The 16,115-nt window shown below is 66.6% G+C and carries 16 protein-coding genes and 1 pseudogene; 12 read left to right on the top strand and 5 right to left on the bottom strand.

Annotated elements, in window-relative coordinates:
• Positions 1-46 precede the first annotated feature (46 nt).
• Together HMP06_RS12705 and HMP06_RS12700 are read right to left on the bottom strand one after the other, a co-directional pair.
• Entirely contained in the window at positions 47-2,137 is a 2,091-nt protein-coding gene (locus HMP06_RS12705; protein ID WP_176497404.1) for a RelA/SpoT family protein, read from the bottom strand.
• A 117-nt stretch (positions 2,138-2,254) separates the two neighbouring features.
• Positions 2,255-2,572: a CC_3452 family protein gene (locus tag HMP06_RS12700; protein WP_176497403.1), complete on the bottom strand. Its 318-nt coding sequence runs from the start codon at positions 2,570-2,572 to the stop codon at positions 2,255-2,257.
• A 119-nt stretch (positions 2,573-2,691) separates the two neighbouring features.
• Here HMP06_RS12700 and HMP06_RS12695 point away from each other — a divergent pair, with 119 nt between their 5' ends.
• The 7 genes from HMP06_RS12695 (at position 2,692) to HMP06_RS12665 (ending at position 8,078) form a co-directional block, all read left to right on the top strand.
• Complete coding sequence (locus HMP06_RS12695) at positions 2,692-3,183, top strand: winged helix-turn-helix transcriptional regulator (RefSeq protein ID WP_176497402.1); 492 nt, start codon at positions 2,692-2,694, stop codon at positions 3,181-3,183.
• Between the two features lie 72 nt (positions 3,184-3,255).
• Positions 3,256-3,996: a heme ABC transporter permease CcmC gene (gene ccmC / locus HMP06_RS12690; protein WP_176497401.1), complete on the top strand. Its 741-nt coding sequence runs from the start codon at positions 3,256-3,258 to the stop codon at positions 3,994-3,996.
• A 100-nt stretch (positions 3,997-4,096) separates the two neighbouring features.
• Entirely contained in the window at positions 4,097-4,531 is a 435-nt protein-coding gene (gene ccmE / locus HMP06_RS12685) for a cytochrome c maturation protein CcmE (protein WP_176497400.1), read from the top strand.
• 10 nt (positions 4,532-4,541) lie between these two features.
• Complete coding sequence (locus tag HMP06_RS12680; protein ID WP_176497399.1) at positions 4,542-6,494, top strand: heme lyase CcmF/NrfE family subunit; 1,953 nt, start codon at positions 4,542-4,544, stop codon at positions 6,492-6,494.
• Positions 6,491-7,018, top strand: a complete 528-nt coding sequence (locus tag HMP06_RS12675) for a redoxin family protein (protein WP_176497398.1) — start codon at positions 6,491-6,493, stop codon at positions 7,016-7,018. The genes HMP06_RS12680 and HMP06_RS12675 overlap by 4 nt, the downstream gene beginning before the upstream one ends.
• A complete protein-coding gene (locus HMP06_RS12670) occupies positions 7,015-7,434 on the top strand; it encodes a cytochrome c-type biogenesis protein (protein ID WP_176497397.1) in 420 nt (139 codons plus the stop codon). The genes HMP06_RS12675 and HMP06_RS12670 overlap by 4 nt, the downstream gene beginning before the upstream one ends.
• Complete coding sequence (locus HMP06_RS12665; protein WP_176497396.1) at positions 7,431-8,078, top strand: tetratricopeptide repeat protein; 648 nt, start codon at positions 7,431-7,433, stop codon at positions 8,076-8,078. The genes HMP06_RS12670 and HMP06_RS12665 overlap by 4 nt, the downstream gene beginning before the upstream one ends.
• Before the next feature lie 13 nt (positions 8,079-8,091).
• Here the strand turns inward: HMP06_RS12665 and HMP06_RS12660 are convergent.
• Positions 8,092-8,559 (bottom strand): annotated as a pseudogene (locus HMP06_RS12660) (TspO/MBR family protein).
• Between the two features lie 103 nt (positions 8,560-8,662).
• Here HMP06_RS12660 and HMP06_RS12655 point away from each other — a divergent pair.
• The 4 genes from HMP06_RS12655 to HMP06_RS12640 all read left to right on the top strand — a co-directional run bounded on the left by HMP06_RS12655 (position 8,663) and on the right by HMP06_RS12640 (position 12,561).
• Entirely contained in the window at positions 8,663-9,643 is a 981-nt protein-coding gene (locus tag HMP06_RS12655; protein WP_176497395.1) for an ATP-binding protein, read from the top strand.
• A 29-nt stretch (positions 9,644-9,672) separates the two neighbouring features.
• Positions 9,673-11,394, top strand: a complete 1,722-nt coding sequence (locus HMP06_RS12650) for a magnesium chelatase subunit D (RefSeq protein ID WP_443026514.1) — start codon at positions 9,673-9,675, stop codon at positions 11,392-11,394.
• Positions 11,391-12,263 carry an alpha/beta fold hydrolase BchO gene (gene bchO, locus HMP06_RS12645; RefSeq protein ID WP_176497393.1) on the top strand — a complete coding sequence of 291 codons (873 nt, stop codon included), beginning with the start codon at positions 11,391-11,393 and terminating at the stop codon, positions 12,261-12,263. The genes HMP06_RS12650 and bchO overlap by 4 nt, the downstream gene beginning before the upstream one ends.
• Before the next feature lie 82 nt (positions 12,264-12,345).
• Complete coding sequence (locus tag HMP06_RS12640; protein WP_176497392.1) at positions 12,346-12,561, top strand: hypothetical protein; 216 nt, start codon at positions 12,346-12,348, stop codon at positions 12,559-12,561.
• On the opposite strand, the gene HMP06_RS12635 is transcribed toward HMP06_RS12640, so the two are convergent.
• Both HMP06_RS12635 and crtD read right to left on the bottom strand, forming a co-directional pair.
• Entirely contained in the window at positions 12,508-13,254 is a 747-nt protein-coding gene (locus tag HMP06_RS12635; protein WP_176497391.1) for a hydratase, read from the bottom strand. The two genes, HMP06_RS12640 and HMP06_RS12635, sit on opposite strands and share 54 nt — an antisense overlap.
• Positions 13,255-13,292: 38 nt before the next feature.
• Positions 13,293-14,912, bottom strand: a complete 1,620-nt coding sequence (gene crtD, locus HMP06_RS12630) for a 1-hydroxycarotenoid 3,4-desaturase CrtD (protein ID WP_176497390.1) — start codon at positions 14,910-14,912, stop codon at positions 13,293-13,295.
• Positions 14,913-14,968: 56 nt separating this feature from the next.
• Between crtD and HMP06_RS12625 the strand changes: the two genes are divergently transcribed.
• A complete protein-coding gene (locus HMP06_RS12625; RefSeq protein WP_176497389.1) occupies positions 14,969-16,099 on the top strand; it encodes a methyltransferase in 1,131 nt (376 codons plus the stop codon).
• The last annotated feature ends 16 nt before the right edge of the window (positions 16,100-16,115 follow it).

Here is a 16,115-nt window from a genome sequence, read left to right as displayed (position 1 = left end):
CGCGTGCGTCATGATGAACTTGCGCGCGGAGGCTGGCTGCGGAAGTTCAGACGCGCGTCACGGCGTTGACGGCATCTGCCGCGCGGAGCGCACCGATGACGTGCATCAGATGGTGGACGTCATGCACTTCCATGTCGATCGTGTTGGTGTGGAATCCGGTGTCGCGATTGTCGAGCCGGAGATTGACGATATTGGCCTTTTGCGCGCCGATGATCGTCGCGATCGTGCCCAGCGCGCCGGGTTCGTTCTTGACCTCGAGCGAGATGCGCGCGGTCGCGCCCTCGGTCTTGTCGCCCCATGACAGATCGACCCAATCGGCATCGTCGGCAGAGGCGAGCACGGGGCAATCAATGGTATGCACCTCGATCCCGGCGTCGGGGCGACGCAGGCCGACGATGCGGTCGCCGGGCACTGGGTGGCAACATTCGGCCAGATCGAAGGCAACCCCGGCGGTCAGCCCGCGGATCGAAATGGCGGAGGATTGCGGTGGCAGATCGCGCAAGGCGTCCGTTCCGGCCGATCCCGGCATCAGCGCCTCCATGACCGCCCGATCGGGGATGCGTCGCCGCGCGATTGCCTCGAGCAGGGCAAGTTCGTCGGGGACCTTCAGCCGCTGCAGCGCCACCGCCATTGCATTGGCGGCGAGCGGGGCGGGCAGGCGCGAGACCAACTCATCATACATCTTGCGCCCAAGCGACTGCGTTTCGTCGCGTTCCTTCTGGCGCAAATGGCGGCGGATCGCGGCGCGCGCTTTGCCGGTGATCGCAAAGTTCATCCAGCCGGGCTGGGGCTCCTGCGCCTTCGATCTTAGAATCTGGACCTGATCGCCGTTTTCGATGACCGTGCGTAAGGGGACGACGCGCCCGTTGATCTTCGCCCCCACCGCCTGATCGCCCAGATCGGTGTGGACGGCGTAGGCGAAGTCGATCGGCGAGGCACCCTTGGGCAATTGGTGCAGTTCGCCCTTCGGCGTGAAGGCGAAGATGCGATCCTGGTACATCGCCATCTTGGTATGTTCGAGCAGTTCCTCCGGCGACTCGGCAGTGTCGAGGATCTCCACCAGATCGGTGATCCAGCTATGCTGCGTGTCGGGGCGGACCTTGTTTTGCTTGTACGCCCAGTGCGCGGCGAGACCGATTTCGGCTTCCTCATGCATCGCGGCGGTGCGGATCTGGATTTCGACGCGGGTATTGTCGGCGTGGATCACCGAGGTGTGGAGCGAGCGATAGCCGTTGCGCTTGGGGGTCGAGATGTAATCCTTGAACCGCCCCGGCACCATCGGCCAGCGGCGGTGGATCGTCCCCAGCGCGGCGTAACAGGCTTCCTCGGTCGGGACGATCGCGCGGAACGCCATGATGTCGGAGAGCTGTTCGAAGCTGATGTGCCGCTCGGCCATCTTCTTCCAGATCGAATAAGGATGCTTCTCGCGACCCGAAATCTCGGCTTCGATCCCGGCGCGGGATAGGAGCAATTTCAGGCCCGAGCCGATCTTGGCGATGCGGTCGCCGCCACCTTCCTTGAGCTGCGCGAGCCGGATCGTAATCGATTCATACGCTTCGGGTTCGAGCTGGGCGAAGGCGAGCGTCTGCATCTCCTTCATGAATTCGTACATGCCGATCCGCTCGGCGAGCGGCGCGTAGATATCCATCGTCTCGCGCGCGATGCGGCGACGCTTGTCCTCACTTTTGATGAAGTGGAGCGTGCGCATGTTGTGCAGCCGGTCGGCGAGTTTGACCAACAGCACGCGAATGTCGTCGGACATCGCCAGCAGGAATTTGCGCAAATTCTCGGCGGCGCGCTCGTTTTCGGTCTGCGCCTCGATCTTGCTGAGCTTGGTGACGCCATCGACCAGCCGCGCCACGCTCGGCCCGAACAGCCGCGTGATCTCCTCGGGCGTGGCGACGGTATCCTCGATCGTGTCGTGCAGGATCGCGGTCGCGATCGTCTCGTCATCGAGATGCAGGTCGGTCAGAATGCCGGCGACTTCGATCGGATGGCTGAAATACGGGTCGCCATTGGCGCGCTTCTGGGTGCCATGCGCTTGCATCGAAAACACGTATGCGCGGTTAAGCAGCGCCTCATTGGCGTTGGGATCGTAATCGAGGACGCGATCGACGAGTTCGTACTGACGCAGCATATCGCACTCAAGATGGCGTCGCAGGGCGCTGCTTTGCAACATATTTGCGCAAATACCCCAAGAAAAAGCCCCTCCCGCGCGGGCGCGGAAGGGGCAGCAGCCTCTCGGGGAGGATGTTTACTTGGCGCGGGCGTTGCACTTTTCGAGTGCGGGCGCATCGAAGGACTGGCCGCCTGCGGTGAAGCCCGACAGCTTACCAGTGGTCTTTGCGACCAGCTCGCACATGATCGCGTCGCGCTGGGTTGCCTTGTTGGCGGTGAACGCGGTGGTGTTCCACTTCCACACCGTGCCGCTGGTGATCAGTGTCGTCTTGGCCGGCGCCGCAATCGGGGTCGCCGCATAATAGGGGCCGGTGTCGGCGGCGTGGACCGCGATCGGGCTCAGCAAAGCGGTCGAGACCAATGCGGCAGCAGCGAGCGAGAGCAAGCGGATCATGGGGAGGCTCCTTATTTATTCAGTTGCGAATCACTACTTAAATGCTGCACATGCGAGTTGCAAGTGAAAACGTATATTTCATTCCCATGCCGGGCGAAAATGCGATAAGGTGACAGATTATGGATGGAAAACTCCGCGAACCCTTGCGGGATCTGGCAAGCTGCAGCCTCCCCGCTGCGCTCGAGGCGATGGGGGAACGCTGGAGTTTCATGATCTTGCGTGCAGCCTTTAACGGCCTGCACCATTTCGAAGAATTCCAGTCCGAGCTCGGGATCGCGCGCAACATCCTGGCCAATCGGCTCGGACGGCTGGTCGATCATGGTATCCTGACGCGCACCGCGATGCCCGCCGACCGGCGCAAGATCCATTATCAGCTGACCGACAAGGGTTCGGCGTTGTTGCCGACGATGCTCGCGCTGCGGCAATGGGGCGAGCGCTGGGAGACGGGCTTTCCGGCAAGCCCGGTTTTGGTCGACGCGCGCGACATGCGGCCGATCGGGCCGATCGACGTGCGTGCGCATGACGGACGCGTGCTGACCAAGCACGATTTGCTCTGGGCGCTGCCCGAGGATGTCGAATATGGCGAGGGCGAACTGCGCGCCGCGGAATAAAGCACGCGCTGGAAACGTCGTGAAGCAAACCGCCAGTAGATTCCCGCTAAAATCTTGCGTATCGATGCATCTGTGCCAAGCCTTCATGCCCTCGCGAATCCGGCGCGTTTCCTCAAAATCGCCAGGCCGCTGACGCCCTTGCTGTTCTGGGCAGGGGTGCTGCTGCTCGGTTACGGCGCGTGGGGCGGCCTGACGCAGACGCCGGCGGATTATCTGCAGGGCGAGACGGTACGAATCCTCTACATCCATGTGCCGACCGCCTGGCTTGGTATGTCGGGCTGGAGCGGGATCGCGGTGTCGTCGCTGGTATTCCTGATCTGGCGCCATCCGCTCGCGATGATCGCCGCGCGCGCGATTGCGCTGCCCGGTGCGATGTTCGCGGCGCTGTGTCTCGCGACCGGGTCGATCTGGGGTCGGCCAACCTGGGGCACGTGGTGGCAGTGGGACGGGCGGCTGACGTCGATGCTGCTGCTGTTCTTCGTCTATCTCGGCTTCATGGCGCTGGTGCGCGCCGATGACGATCGCGGCGGCGACGGACGTATCCCCGCGATCTATGGCATTGCCGGGTCGATCCTGCTGCCGATCATCCGCTATTCGGTGGTGTGGTGGAACACGCTGCACCAGGGGCAGAGCATCGGCATCACCAAATCGAGCATCGACCCCACGATCCTGTGGCCATTGTGGTTCACGCTCAGCGGCTTCACCTTGCTGTTTGCCGGGATCGTGTTGATGCGGATGCGCACGATTCTCGCGCGGACCAAGGCCGAAGCGCGGATGCGGCGCATGGCCAACAGCGTGGAGGTGATGGCGTGAATCCCTGGCCGTTCGTCACCGCCGCTTATGGGTTGACCGGCGTAGCGTCGATCGCGCTGGCGCTGTGGAGCTATCTTGCCATGCGGAAGGTCGAAAAGAAGTGAAGGCGAAGCATCAGCGTTTGACCCTGGGCTTGCTGGCGGTCGCCGCCGTCGGCGGGGCCAGCGTGCTCGCGCTGTCGGCGCTCAAGGACCAGGCGGCGTTCTTTTACGCCCCGGCCGATGTGAAGAAGGACGGCTTGCCGCTGGGCAAGGCAGTGCGCCTGGGTGGCATGGTCGAGGGCGGGTCGATCAAACGGCTTGCCGATGGCGTATCGATGCGTTTCGTCGTGACCGATGGCCTCGCCACCGTGCCGGTTGCGTTCCGCGGCATTGCGCCCGATCTGTTCCGCGAAAAATCCGGCGTGGTGGCGGAAGGATCGTTCAATCCCGACGGCAGCTTTACCGCGACCAATTTGCTTGCCAAGCATGACGAAAAATACATGCCGCCCGAAATGGCGGGCAAGATGCACGAGACGAAATCCCTGAAACAATGATCGGCGCACGATGTTAGCAGAAGCCGGCCTTGCCGCCTTGTGGTTCGCCGCGGCGCTCGCCTTGCTCCAATTGGTACTGGCGGGGCTGGGCGTGTGGCGCTCGACCAAACCCGCGCTGGTGGACGACGTGTCGACCGCCGAGATCATGGCAGCGGTGCGCCCGGTCGCGGTGGTGCAGGGGGTTTTGGCACTCTCCGCGATGCTGTTGCTGATCTGGGTCTTCGCGCGCAGCGACATGTCGGTGTTGCTCGTCGCCACCAACAGCCATTCGGACAAGCCGATGTTGTACAAGGTGGCAGGTGCGTGGGGCAATCACGAAGGCTCGATGCTGCTGTGGGTGACGATCCTTGGGGTCGCCGGGGCGGCGGTCGCCTTGCTCGAGCGTAGCCTTGCCAAGCCGACGCTGATCGCGACGCTTGGCGCGCAAGCCGCGATTGCGCTCGGATTCTACGCGTTCTTGCTCTTCTCCTCGAACCCGTTCGCGCGGATCAATCCGGCACCGGCCGATGGGGCGGGGCTCAATCCGCTGCTGCAGGACCCGGGCTTGGCCTTCCATCCGCCCACCTTGTACATCGGCTATGTCGGCATCTCGATCGCGTTTTCGTTTGCGGTCGGCGCGATGATCACGCGCGACGTCGGCCCGGCCTTTGCGCGCGCGATGCGGCCGTGGGTGCTCGGCGCGTGGATTTTCCTGACGCTCGGCATCACGGCAGGCTCTTATTGGGCGTATTATGAACTCGGCTGGGGCGGCTGGTGGTTCTGGGATCCGGTCGAGAATGCCTCGCTGATGCCGTGGCTGGCGGCGACTGCGCTGCTCCATTCGGTGACGGTGCTGGCGACGCGCGACGGTTTGCGGGCGTGGACGTTGATGCTCGCGGTGGTTGCCTTCTCGATGTCGATGCTGGGCACGTTCCTCGTCCGCTCGGGCATTTTGACCAGCGTTCATGCCTTTGCGGTCGATCCGACCCGCGGTTCCTTCATCCTTGCCTTGCTGGCGATCTATATCGGCGGGGCGCTGCTGCTGTTCGGCTTCCGCGTCGGCACGGTGAAGCAAGGGAATACGTTCGATTTCGTCAGCCGCGAGGGCGCGCTGATCGCGAACAATCTGTTGCTGACGGTGATTCTCGGGATCGTGCTGATCGGCACGCTCTATCCGATCGTCGCGGCCGGGTTCGGCACGCAGCTTTCGGTCGGGCCGCCGTTCTTCGACAAGGCGGCAGGGCCGGTTGCGCTTGCGCTCGTCGCGGTGATGGCGGTCGGGCCGATGCTGCGCTGGCGACGCGATACGGCTGAGGCGGTGCTCAAGCGCATGACGCTGCCGGTCGCGGCGACGGGGATCGTGCTGATCCTGGTGGCGATGCTGGGCAATGTCGCGTTGCTGCCGCTGCTCGGGCTTGCACTCGCCGCCGGGCTGGCGGTGGCGAGCGTCGCGCCGTTGTGGAAGCGCAACCTGCGCCGCACGCCGCTGTTTACCTATGGCATGGTGATCGCGCATCTCGGCATCGCGGTGAGCCTTGCAGGCATGGCGTGCGACACCGCCTTCACGCAAGCCACCCTGGTTGCCGCGCGCGTCGGTGTGCCGCAGCGCGTCGGGCCGTTCACCGTGACGCTCGACGGGATCAAGCCCGTGGTCGGCCCGAACTGGTCGGCGCTGGAGGCACGGCTCAGCGTGCGACGCGGGGAATCGGGCCGCGTCTTCTATCTGCGACCGGAATCCCGCTACTTCGCGAACCCGGTGACGACGACCAGCGAATCGGCCATTGCGACGCGTTGGGACGGGCAGCTTTATACCGTGCTCGGTGAACCTGACGGCACCGGGCGGTGGCAATTGCGGCTGTGGTGGAAGCCGTTCGTGACGCTGATCTGGTTCGGCGGCGCGCTGATCGCGATCGGCGGCGTATTGTCGTTGCTCGGGCGCTTATTGCGCACCCGCCGCGCCGCACCACGCGAGGGGTACGCATGAAGCGGCCTTTGATCTGGGTGCCGTTTCTGGGCGCAATCGCCTTGCTCGCGGTGATTGCCTGGGGGCTGTACAAGCCGGCCGACCGCACCATCCATTCGGCTTTGGTCGGGCAGAAGCTGCCGGTATTCAATCTGCCGCCGATCGTACCGGGCAAGCCGGGCCTGTCGACCGCCGCCCTCGCGACGGGCAAGCCGCACTTGCTCAACGTGTTCGCAAGCTGGTGCATCCCGTGCATCGCCGAGGCACCACAATTGCTGAAACTAAAGAAGGCCGGGGTCGAGATTGACGCAGTCGCGATTCGTGACACGCCCGAGGCGATCGCCGATTTCCTCGCGCGCAATGGTGATCCCTATCGTTCGATCGGTGATGACAAGGCAAGCAGTGTGCAGCTCGCACTCGGTTCGTCGGGCGTGCCCGAGACGTTCGTGATCGACGGGCAGGGACGGATCGTCCAGCAGCATGTCGGCGATATCCGTCCCGACGAAGTGCCGGGCCTGATTGCAGCGGTCAGGAACGCACGGTGAAGTGGTTTGCGTTTCTGTTGCTGGCCCCGTTGCTAGCGTTGGCGGCGCCAGCCTTCGCCGATAGCAATCAGCCGCCGGCACCGCTCGCCAATGTGCAGTTAAAGGACCCGGCCAAGGAAGCGCAGGCGCAGGCGCTGATGCTCACGCTGCGCTGCGTGGTGTGTCAGGGCCAGTCGATCGCCGACAGCAATGCCGAAATGGCGGGCGACATGCGATCCTTGGTGCGGACGCGGATCCAGGCCGGGGAAAGCGCGCAGTCGATCCGCGACTGGCTGATCGCGCGCTATGGCGATTATGTCAGCTATGATCCGCCACTCAGCGCGACGACCGCGCCGCTGTGGATCGCGCCGCTGGCCTTGCTGGTCATCGGCGCGTGGCTGGCGCGGGCAAGTTTCAAGCGGCGGCGCACATCATGAATCTGCTGATCCTCATCCTGATCGGGATCGCTGCGGCGGCGGGCCTGTGGGCGCTCGGGGTTTCGCGGCGCTTGTGGTCGATTGCAGGTGCCGCGCTGATGCTCGGCGCGGCGGGGTTCGCGCTGCAAAGCCAGGCGCACCAGCCGGGCAAGCCGACCGCGGCCGATGTCACGCCGATCACGGTCGATCCCGGCATGGTCGCGTTTCGCGAAGCGGTGTTTGCGCCGTCGCGCGAGGATAGCCTCGCGCTGGCCACTGCCGATTCGCGGCTCCAGTCGGGCGATGCGCATGCGGCGGCCGAAGGGCTGCGCGCCGAAATCGCACGGCGACCGAACGATGCGGTGCTGTGGAGCGGCCTTGGGTACGTCCTCGCTTTGCATGATGGCGCGGTGTCGCCCGCCGCCAAATTCGCCTTTCGCCGCGCGCTGACGCTGGCGCCGGGAACGCCGGGTCCGACCTTTTTCCTCGGCATGGCCTATGTCGATGCGGGCGATTTCGCGGCGGCGCGGCCGCTCTGGGCGGCGGCCCTTGCCGCGACGCCCCAGGATGCGCCCTATCGCAGCGACATTGCCGATCGGCTCGGCGCGGTCGATCAGTTCTTGAAAATGTCCGCCGCGCAGCGCGCCGCCGGAATCACGCCCTAATCGTCCACGTGCGTCAGCCGAACGGCTGGTTCAGCCGCACGATCGTCCAGTTGAGGAATGCGGCAAAGCTGACCCACAGCAGATACGGCACGATCAGCAGCGCCGCGAACGACGAGATCGGCGCCAGTCCGATGATCAGCGCGACCAGCGAGGCCCACAGAAATACCACTTCGCCCAACGCCCAATCGGGCCGACGGACCGCGAAGAACAACGGGCTCCATAGGAAATGGAAGGCCGCATTGACCGCAAAAAGGACGATGATCGAGGTGCGCGCGGCACCATCGGGCGCGGCGGTCCAGGCGATTGCGGCGGATCAGGCGGCGAGCCCGAGGATGATCGTCCAGGCCGGCCCGAACGCCCAGCCGGGCGGCTGCCAGCTCGGCTTGCGCAAGGCCTTGTACCAATCGCCGAGCGGCGTCGCCAATCCGCCGGCCACGAGCAGCGCGGCAGCGCAGCCGCCGGAAACGTAAAGAGGATTCATCGAGGTCCAATCGCCTGACACCTCAGTCTTGGCCAACCAATTCCGGCTAAGATTTTGGGGAGTGTCCACTTGTCGTGTGTCCAACGCGTGATACACCGTGAGGATGCGTGTGTCTTTCCCCTTCTCCGCCATCGTCGGCCAGGACGAAATGAAACTGGCGCTGCTGCTCGCCGCGGTCGATGCGCGGATCGGCGGCGTGATGGTGTTCGGCGATCGCGGCACGGGCAAATCGACCGCGGTGCGCGCGCTGGCGGCGTTGTTGCCGCCGGTCTCCGCCGCGCTTGCGGGCTTCCATGCCGAAGGTGCGCCACCGCCGCCCGCAAAGGCAACAGTGCCGGTGCCGTTCGTCGATCTGCCGCTCGGCGCGACCGAGGATCGCGTGGTCGGCGCGCTCGATCTCGAACGCGCGCTGGGGGCGGGGGTCAAGGCGTTCGAGCCGGGCCTGCTCGCGCGCGCCAATGGCGGGTTCCTCTATATCGACGAGGTCAATCTGCTCGAGGACCATATCGTCGATCTGCTGCTCGATGTTGCGGCGTCGGGCGAAAATGTCGTCGAGCGCGAGGGGCTTTCGGTGCGACATCCGGCGCGCTTCGTTTTGGTTGGCAGCGGCAATCCCGAAGAGGGCGAGCTGCGCCCGCAATTGCTCGATCGCTTCGGCCTGTCGGTCGAGGTGCGCACGCCGCAGGATCTCGCGAGCAGGGTGGAAATCCTGAAACGCTGCGACGCGTTCGAACGGACGCCGGCGGACTTCGCCGATACGTGGCGCGCGGCCGAGAAGAAGACGCTGAAACAGATCGCGCGCGGGCGGGCGGGCCTTGCCAAGGTCGCGATGTCCGACGCGATGCTGGCGCGGGCATCCGGCCTGTGCATGGCGGTAGGAGCCGATGGGCTGCGCGGCGAATTGACGCTGATGCGCGCGGCGCGGGCGCTCGCGGCGCTCGACGGCAAGACCGAGGTCACGCCCGACCATATCGCGCGCGTCGCACCGCTTGCGCTGCGCCACCGTTTGCGGCGCGGGGTGCTCGACGAAACCGGGTCGACCGTCCGGATCGAGCGCGCGTTGGACGAACTGGCGGCGGCGTGAGCGAAGCGCGGACGGCGCTTGACGACGCTATGCTGGCGGCGCGGCTGTGCGCGTTCGATCCGGTCGGCCTTGGCGGCATGATCCTGCGCGGCGGCGGCGAACTGCGCGACGCGGTTGTCGCAGCACTTCGGGACGATTTGCCGGAAGCGGCTCCGGTCCGGCGCATTCCGGCGCATGTCGATGACGATGCGTTGCTCGGCGGGCTCGATCTCGGCGCGACACTCGCGCTCGGGCGGCCGGTGCGGCAGGCAGGCGTGCTGGCGGCGGCGGATGGCGGGCTGGTGGTGCTGCCGATGGCGGAGCGGATGAGCGATGCGACGGCGGCACGAATCGCGTCGGTGCTCGATGCGGGCATGGTCGAGGATGCGCCGGTGCGGGTGACGGTCTTGGCGCTCGATGATGGGGTCGAGGAGGAGGAGCCGCCGCACGCGCTGGTCGAGCGGTTGGCGTTCCGGATCGATCTTTCTGATTGCCGTTCCCCGGCGCAGGCCGGGGCCGAGTTGGGCGACTTCGATGATCATCCGTCGCGCTCGCCAACCGAAGCCTCCGCTCTTGGGCCTCGGCCTTCGCCGGGGAAGGAAGTGGGGACGCGGCTTGAGGATGGAGAAGTGCTGGCCACCCTCGCTGCGGCGTCGCTTGCGCTCGGGATCGATTCGGCGCGTGCGCCCTTGTTTGCGCTGCGTACCGCGCGTGCGGCGGCGGCGATCGACGGACGCAGCGCGATGTCCGACGATGACGTGATTCTCGCGGTGCGGCTGGTGCTCGGGCCGCGCGCGACGCGCTTTCCGGCGCCGCCCGAGGCGGAACAGGAAGCGCCCGAGGACGCGCCGCCCCCACCGCCTCCGCCCGAAAGTGATTCGGGCGAAGAGGAGCAAGGCGAACCCAAACCCCCCGAGGATGTCGTGCTCGAAGCCGCGCTCGCGTCGCTGCCGCGCGACGTGCTCGAAAAGCTCGCCGCGGGGCGCGGTCGGCGGCGCGCGGGGGCGGCGCGGGGCAAGGGCGAGCGGCGCAAATCGATGCAGCGCGGGCGGCCGATGAGCGCGCGCGCTGGGGTGCCGCGCGGGGGGCTGCGGCTCAGCCTGATCGACACGCTACGCGCCGCGGCGCCGTGGCAGAATTTGCGCGACCGTGGCGACGGGCCGATTCGCATCCGCCGCGACGATTTGCGGATTCGCCGATTCGAGACGCGCGCGGAAACGCTGACGATCTTTGCGGTCGATGCGTCGGGATCGGCGGCGGCGGCGCGGCTGGCCGAGGCGAAGGGCGCGGTCGAATTGTTGCTGGCCGAGGCGTATGTGAAGCGCGCGCAAGTCGCGCTGGTGGCGTTTCGCGGGACCACCGCCGAGATTCTCTTGCCGCCGACGCGCTCGCTGACGCGCGCGCGCCGCGCGCTGGCGGAATTGCCGGGGGGCGGGGGCACGCCGCTGTCGATCGGGCTCGACGCCGCGCGAGACCTCGCCGAGGCGGCGCGGGCACGCGGGCGCACGCCATTCATCGTCGTGCTGACCGACGGCCGCGCCAATATCGCTGCCGATGGTACGACCGTCCGAAAGCGCGCCGAGCAGGATGCCGAGACGGCCGCGCGCGCAATCGGCCAGGCCGGGATCGGCGCGGCCTTCGTCGATACGTCGGCGCGGCCCCGGCCCGAGGGCGCGCGACTCGCGCTGGCGATGGGCGCGCGCTATCTGCCGCTGCCGCGCGCCGATGCGGCGACGATGCACCGGGCAGTTGCGGCGGTTCAGGCGGCATGAGCACGCCCGACTGGGGCCGCGAAGGCCGCGACTGGCCCAACCGCACCCTCAGCCGCTTCGTCGAGACCGAACGGATGCGCTGGCACGTTCAGATGGCGGGGTCCGGGCCGGTCATGCTGCTGCTCCACGGCACGGGGGCGGCGACGCATAGCTGGCGCGATCTGCTGCCGCTGCTGGCCGAGCATTTCACCGTCGTTGCGCCCGATTTGCCGGGGCATGGGTTTACCACCGGGCGTCCATCCGGCGGGTTGTCGATGGTCGGCATGGCGCGCGCGGTCGGCGCGTTGATGACCAAGCTCGATCTGGCCCCCGCTGTGGTCGTCGGGCATTCCGCTGGGGCGGCGATCGCGCTGCGCATGCTGCTCGACGGTCTTGCCACGCCGAAGGCCGTGATCGGCCTCAACCCGGCGTTGATGCCGTTCCCGGGCCTTGCCGCAAAACTCTTCCCGACGCTCGCGCGGATGCTGTTCGTGAATCCGTTCGCGCCGCACATTTTTGCCGCGATGGCGCGCGGGCCGGGCGAGGCAGCGGGCTTCCTGGAGCGCAGCACGGGGTCGCGAATCGATGCGGCGGGCGTGGATTTCTACCGGCGGCTGTTCGCGACCTCGGACCATTGCGCAGGCGCTCTGACGATGATGGCGGCGTGGGACCTTGAAACGCTGTCGCGCGATTTGGCGCGTATCCGCGTGCCGGTGCTGTTCGTACACGGGTCGAGCGATGCGGCGATTCCGCTGACTTCGGTGAACGCGGCGGCAGCGTTGATTCCGGGCATCCGAGTCGAGGTGCTGCCCGACCTTGGCCACCTTGCGCATGAGGAACGGCCCGATGCGGTCGCGCGGCTGATCGGCGATTTTGCGCGGGCGGTTTAGCGGGTATACTCCCTCCCCGTTCGTCCGAACGGAGAGAGGCGTGCGTCAACTTTAACGGAGGACACCAAAAGGGAGTGGACGGATGATCGGCAATACTCTCGGGCTGATCGAGCTGACGCTGTCGGGCGCGCTCGGGCTCGGCTTCTGCCTCTATCAATATGTCGCGATCACGCGCGACATCGCCCGGAGCAAGCGCGAGCGCACCGAAGCAGCAGAGCGCCCCGACTCGACGGAGCGTGACGCCTCAGCGCGTGGCGCGAGGCATGCGCATGGTGAGCATCGACTGGACGATCGGTGAGCGAAAGCGCCCGAGCGACAGACTTTCATGCACGGCGCGCACGTCTTCACCGAACAGCCGCGTGTCGATTGCCGAGCGCGCGTAGAACGGTGCGTCGACCCAGGTCTTGACCAACTTCGGCTGACAGCCGGTGTCGGCGCGGGTGAGGCGGTCGATCAGCCAGCCGGTGCGCGCAAGCCGCGCGGTCGGCGGCGGGGCGACATCGGTCCAATTGCCTTGCCGGTCCATCCTGAGCGCCAGATCGAACGGCGTGCCATCTGCGCGGCGGCCCTCGTACAGCACCGCCACATCGTTCTTGAGATGCGCGCGCGACCAATGCCAATCGTCGAAGCCCGCCTCGAGCGGTTCCTCGCCGAAGTTCGAATCGAAATAGCCGCCGCCCGTCCAGCTCACGCCGGGGTGACTCATTTCGACTTCGACGCGCGCGCGCGGCGCGACCGGATGCCAGCGATGCTTGCCCGCCGGATCGAGGTAAAAGCCGGTGGTGCCAATCATTTCGGGATAGACGCGGACTTGCCCGCGCACCGGATAGGGGAGCGGGGCGGAGGTCTCGGCGATATCGATCACCAGGACTTCGCCGTCCCAATGCAGCGAACTCGGGCCGATCGCGAGATGATCGGCATCGCGCGTGACGCTGGTGCTCGGGCGTTCGGTCATCGCCCACGCCTTGCCGCGCGGCCCGGTCATCGACACGTTGATCGCACAGTGGTTTTCCGGCGCGTGCCGCCCGCTCAGCTTGTAATAGGGCGAGAAGACGCTGCCGATAAAGGCGATGATCGTGAGCCCGTAGCGCCCGCCATCGGGTCCCGTGGCGTCGCTGAAGGCGTCGATATACCACCAGGCATAGCCGTTCGCGTCGACCTGTACGTCGAACCGAGGTCCTTGAGCAGGATATCGACGGCTAGGCCGCCGCTGAGTGCTGCCATCGGGACGCCGGCGCCCGGGTGCGTGCTCCCGCCCGCGCAATAAAGACCAGGGATCCGTGTCCGGGCGCCGGGCCGACGGAAGGACGCCGCCCATCCGTGCGAGGCCCGTCCATAAAGGGCTCCACCCGTCGAGGGGAACAGCGCTTCGAACCCCATCGGCGTCGTAAGCGTCGTTGCCGCCGGAGAGAGCTCCACCAAGAGCCCGGCCCGCGCCAAATTCTCCAGCATCCGGACTTGGCATTGGTCGATCTCCGCTTGGCTAAATCCGGGGCCGTCGCCAATCGGCGGGGCGTTGACGAGTATCTGCAAGCGCTCAGGCCCAGCCGGGCCGTTGCCCGCGCCATCGCGGTCCTGCGCGCAAACATAGACGGTCGGCGTTTCGGGGAGGCGATTGGCGGCGAGCTGTTCGAACTCTGCCGCATAATCGTCCGAGAAGATAACATTGTGATGGAGCAGCGGGAAGCCGCTGGTTTGCGACTGTGCTGTCCAGACCATCGCGCCGAGCGAGCGCGCCGCGCGATCGGTCTGCGGGACGGCGGCGCTGGCTGCTGTACCAAACCGGCCATCGGCGATCGCAGCGGGATCGGCATTGCAGACGATCGACGCTGCGTTCAGCCGCTCGCCGCTGGCCAGCACGACGCCGGTGGCGCGGCCCTGTTCGATCACGATTTCGCGGACCGGCGCGCCATAGCGGAAGCGTGCGCCGCCGCGCACCGCCAGCGCCTCAAGCGCGCGGGCGAGCGCGTGCATCCCGCCGTCGAGCAGCCACACGCCGCTCGCCTCGACATGCGCGATCAGCATCAGCGTGGCGGGGCATTGGAACGGCGAGGAGCCGCAATACGTGGCGTAGCGCCCGAACAGCTGCCGCAGGCGCGGATCGCGGAAATGATCGCCGAGCGCCTTCCACAATGTTTCGAACGGGCGTTTGGTGACCAGGTCGCGCGGATTGGCGAGGCCCATTTTCCAGGCGAGCCCGAACGGCGTCGTCCGCTGGCTGCGCATGAAGGGGCGGTCGAGCCCGGTGAAGACTTGCTGCGCCTCGGCGCAAAATGCGCGGTAGCCGCGCGCTTCCGCCGGGCCGGCAAAGGCACCAATCGCCTCGGCGCTTTCGTCGCGGTCGGCGAACAGATCGAGCCTGGCATCGCCCCAGGCATGGCGGGCGAGCCGCGCGGTCGGGCGTAGCGTCACATACTCATCGAGCGATGCGCCGCAGGCGTCGAAGATTCCGTCGAACACGTCGCGCATCGTGAAGACGGTCGGGCCACCGTCGATCTGCGCGGATCCCGCCGCGACTTGCCGCATCTTTCCGCCGGGGGCGTCCGCCGCTTCGACCACCGTGACGTCCAGCCCACGTGCGGCGAGCAGCGCGGCGCTGGTCAGACCGCCAACCCCTGCGCCGATGACGATGGCCGTGTCGCGTTGCATTCGACCCCTAACTGCAAGTTGACGCTTATCGTGCATGCGTCCAATTAATTGGACATATGAAGCTGACCAGACCCAATGACAACAGAAATTGGCGCGAACGCTGGATCGCTTGGCGCAATCGCACTCTGGCCGATCCGGGCTTTCAACGCTTCGCGGTGCGCTTTCCGCTCACGCGCGGGATCGTGCGGGCGCGGGCGCGCACGATGTTCGATTTGGTCGCGGGATTCACCTATTCGCAGACGATTGCGGCGTGCGTCGAGCTCGGGCTGCTCGAGTTGCTGGCAGCGGGGCCCTTGCCGCTCGCGGAGATCGCCACGCGACTCGACGTACCGGTGGCGGGGACCGAGCGTTTGCTGCGTGCAGCAGCGGCGCTCAACCTGACCGAACCGCTCGATGCGACGCGCTGGGCGCTGGGGGCGGATGGCGCGGCGCTGCGCGGTAATGGCGGGATCGTCGAAATGGTCGCGCACCACCGGCTGCTCTACGCCGATCTGGCCGACCCCGTAGGCTTGCTCCGGCGCGGCGGTGGCGGCGGGCAGCTTGCGCACTATTGGACTTATGCGGAGCGGTCGGGCGAGGGGGATGGCGAGGATGTCGCTGCCTATTCACGCTTGATGGCTGCGTCGCAGCCGTTGGTCGCGCAGCATATCATCGACAGCTATGACTTTGCGCGGCATCGCCGGATGCTCGATGTGGGCGGTGGCGAGGCGCGTTTTGTCCGCGCGGTTGCGGCGCGCGTGCCGGGGCTCGCGCTGTCGATGTTCGATCTGCCCGCCGTCGGCGCGCGCGCGAAGACTGCGCTGGTCGCGGAGGGCCTTGGCGACCGAGTCGAAATCTTTGGGGGAAGTTTCTTCGAAGATCCGTTGCCGCCCGGGCATGATCTGATCACGCTGGTGCGCGTGCTGCACGATCATGACGACGCCCCCGCGCTTGCCTTGCTGCGCGCGGTGCGTGCCGCCTTGCCGCCGGGCGGTACGCTGCTGATCGCCGAGCCGATGGCGGGAACGCGCGGGGCGGAGCCGTCGGGCGATGCCTATTTCGGCCTGTATCTGTGGGCGATGGGGTCGGGTCGGCCCCGCCCCGCCGACGAAATTCGCGCGATGCTGCGAAGCGCGGGTTTTGCTTCGTCGCGAGTCGTATCCACCGCCTTGCCGCTCACCGTACGGATCATTGTCGCGACGCGTTGACATGCAAAGCGTCAAT

The organism is Sphingomonas sp. HMP6 (assembly GCF_013374095.1).
Lineage (GTDB): Bacteria > Pseudomonadota > Alphaproteobacteria > Sphingomonadales > Sphingomonadaceae > Sphingomonas.
Note: the sequence above shows the minus strand (reverse complement) of the source record. Positions and strands in the feature narration are given on the sequence as shown.

What these genes read in the sequence shown, in the direction of transcription:
- HMP06_RS12705 (WP_176497404.1), bottom strand. Translation starts at nt 2,137, where the DNA reads ATGCTGCGTCAGTACGAACTCGTCGATCGCGTCCTCGATTACGATCCC.
- HMP06_RS12700 (WP_176497403.1), bottom strand. Translation starts at nt 2,572, where the DNA reads ATGATCCGCTTGCTCTCGCTCGCTGCTGCCGCATTGGTCTCGACCGCT.
- HMP06_RS12695 (WP_176497402.1), top strand. Translation starts at nt 2,692, where the DNA reads ATGGATGGAAAACTCCGCGAACCCTTGCGGGATCTGGCAAGCTGCAGC.
- HMP06_RS12680 (WP_176497399.1), top strand. Translation starts at nt 4,542, where the DNA reads ATGTTAGCAGAAGCCGGCCTTGCCGCCTTGTGGTTCGCCGCGGCGCTC.
- HMP06_RS12675 (WP_176497398.1), top strand. Translation starts at nt 6,491, where the DNA reads ATGAAGCGGCCTTTGATCTGGGTGCCGTTTCTGGGCGCAATCGCCTTG.
- HMP06_RS12665 (WP_176497396.1), top strand. Translation starts at nt 7,431, where the DNA reads ATGAATCTGCTGATCCTCATCCTGATCGGGATCGCTGCGGCGGCGGGC.
- HMP06_RS12655 (WP_176497395.1), top strand. Translation starts at nt 8,663, where the DNA reads ATGCGTGTGTCTTTCCCCTTCTCCGCCATCGTCGGCCAGGACGAAATG.
- HMP06_RS12650 (WP_443026514.1), top strand. Translation starts at nt 9,673, where the DNA reads ATGCTGGCGGCGCGGCTGTGCGCGTTCGATCCGGTCGGCCTTGGCGGC.
- bchO (WP_176497393.1), top strand. Translation starts at nt 11,391, where the DNA reads ATGAGCACGCCCGACTGGGGCCGCGAAGGCCGCGACTGGCCCAACCGC.
- HMP06_RS12640 (WP_176497392.1), top strand. Translation starts at nt 12,346, where the DNA reads ATGATCGGCAATACTCTCGGGCTGATCGAGCTGACGCTGTCGGGCGCG.
- crtD (WP_176497390.1), bottom strand. Translation starts at nt 14,912, where the DNA reads ATGCAACGCGACACGGCCATCGTCATCGGCGCAGGGGTTGGCGGTCTG.
- HMP06_RS12625 (WP_176497389.1), top strand. Translation starts at nt 14,969, where the DNA reads ATGAAGCTGACCAGACCCAATGACAACAGAAATTGGCGCGAACGCTGG.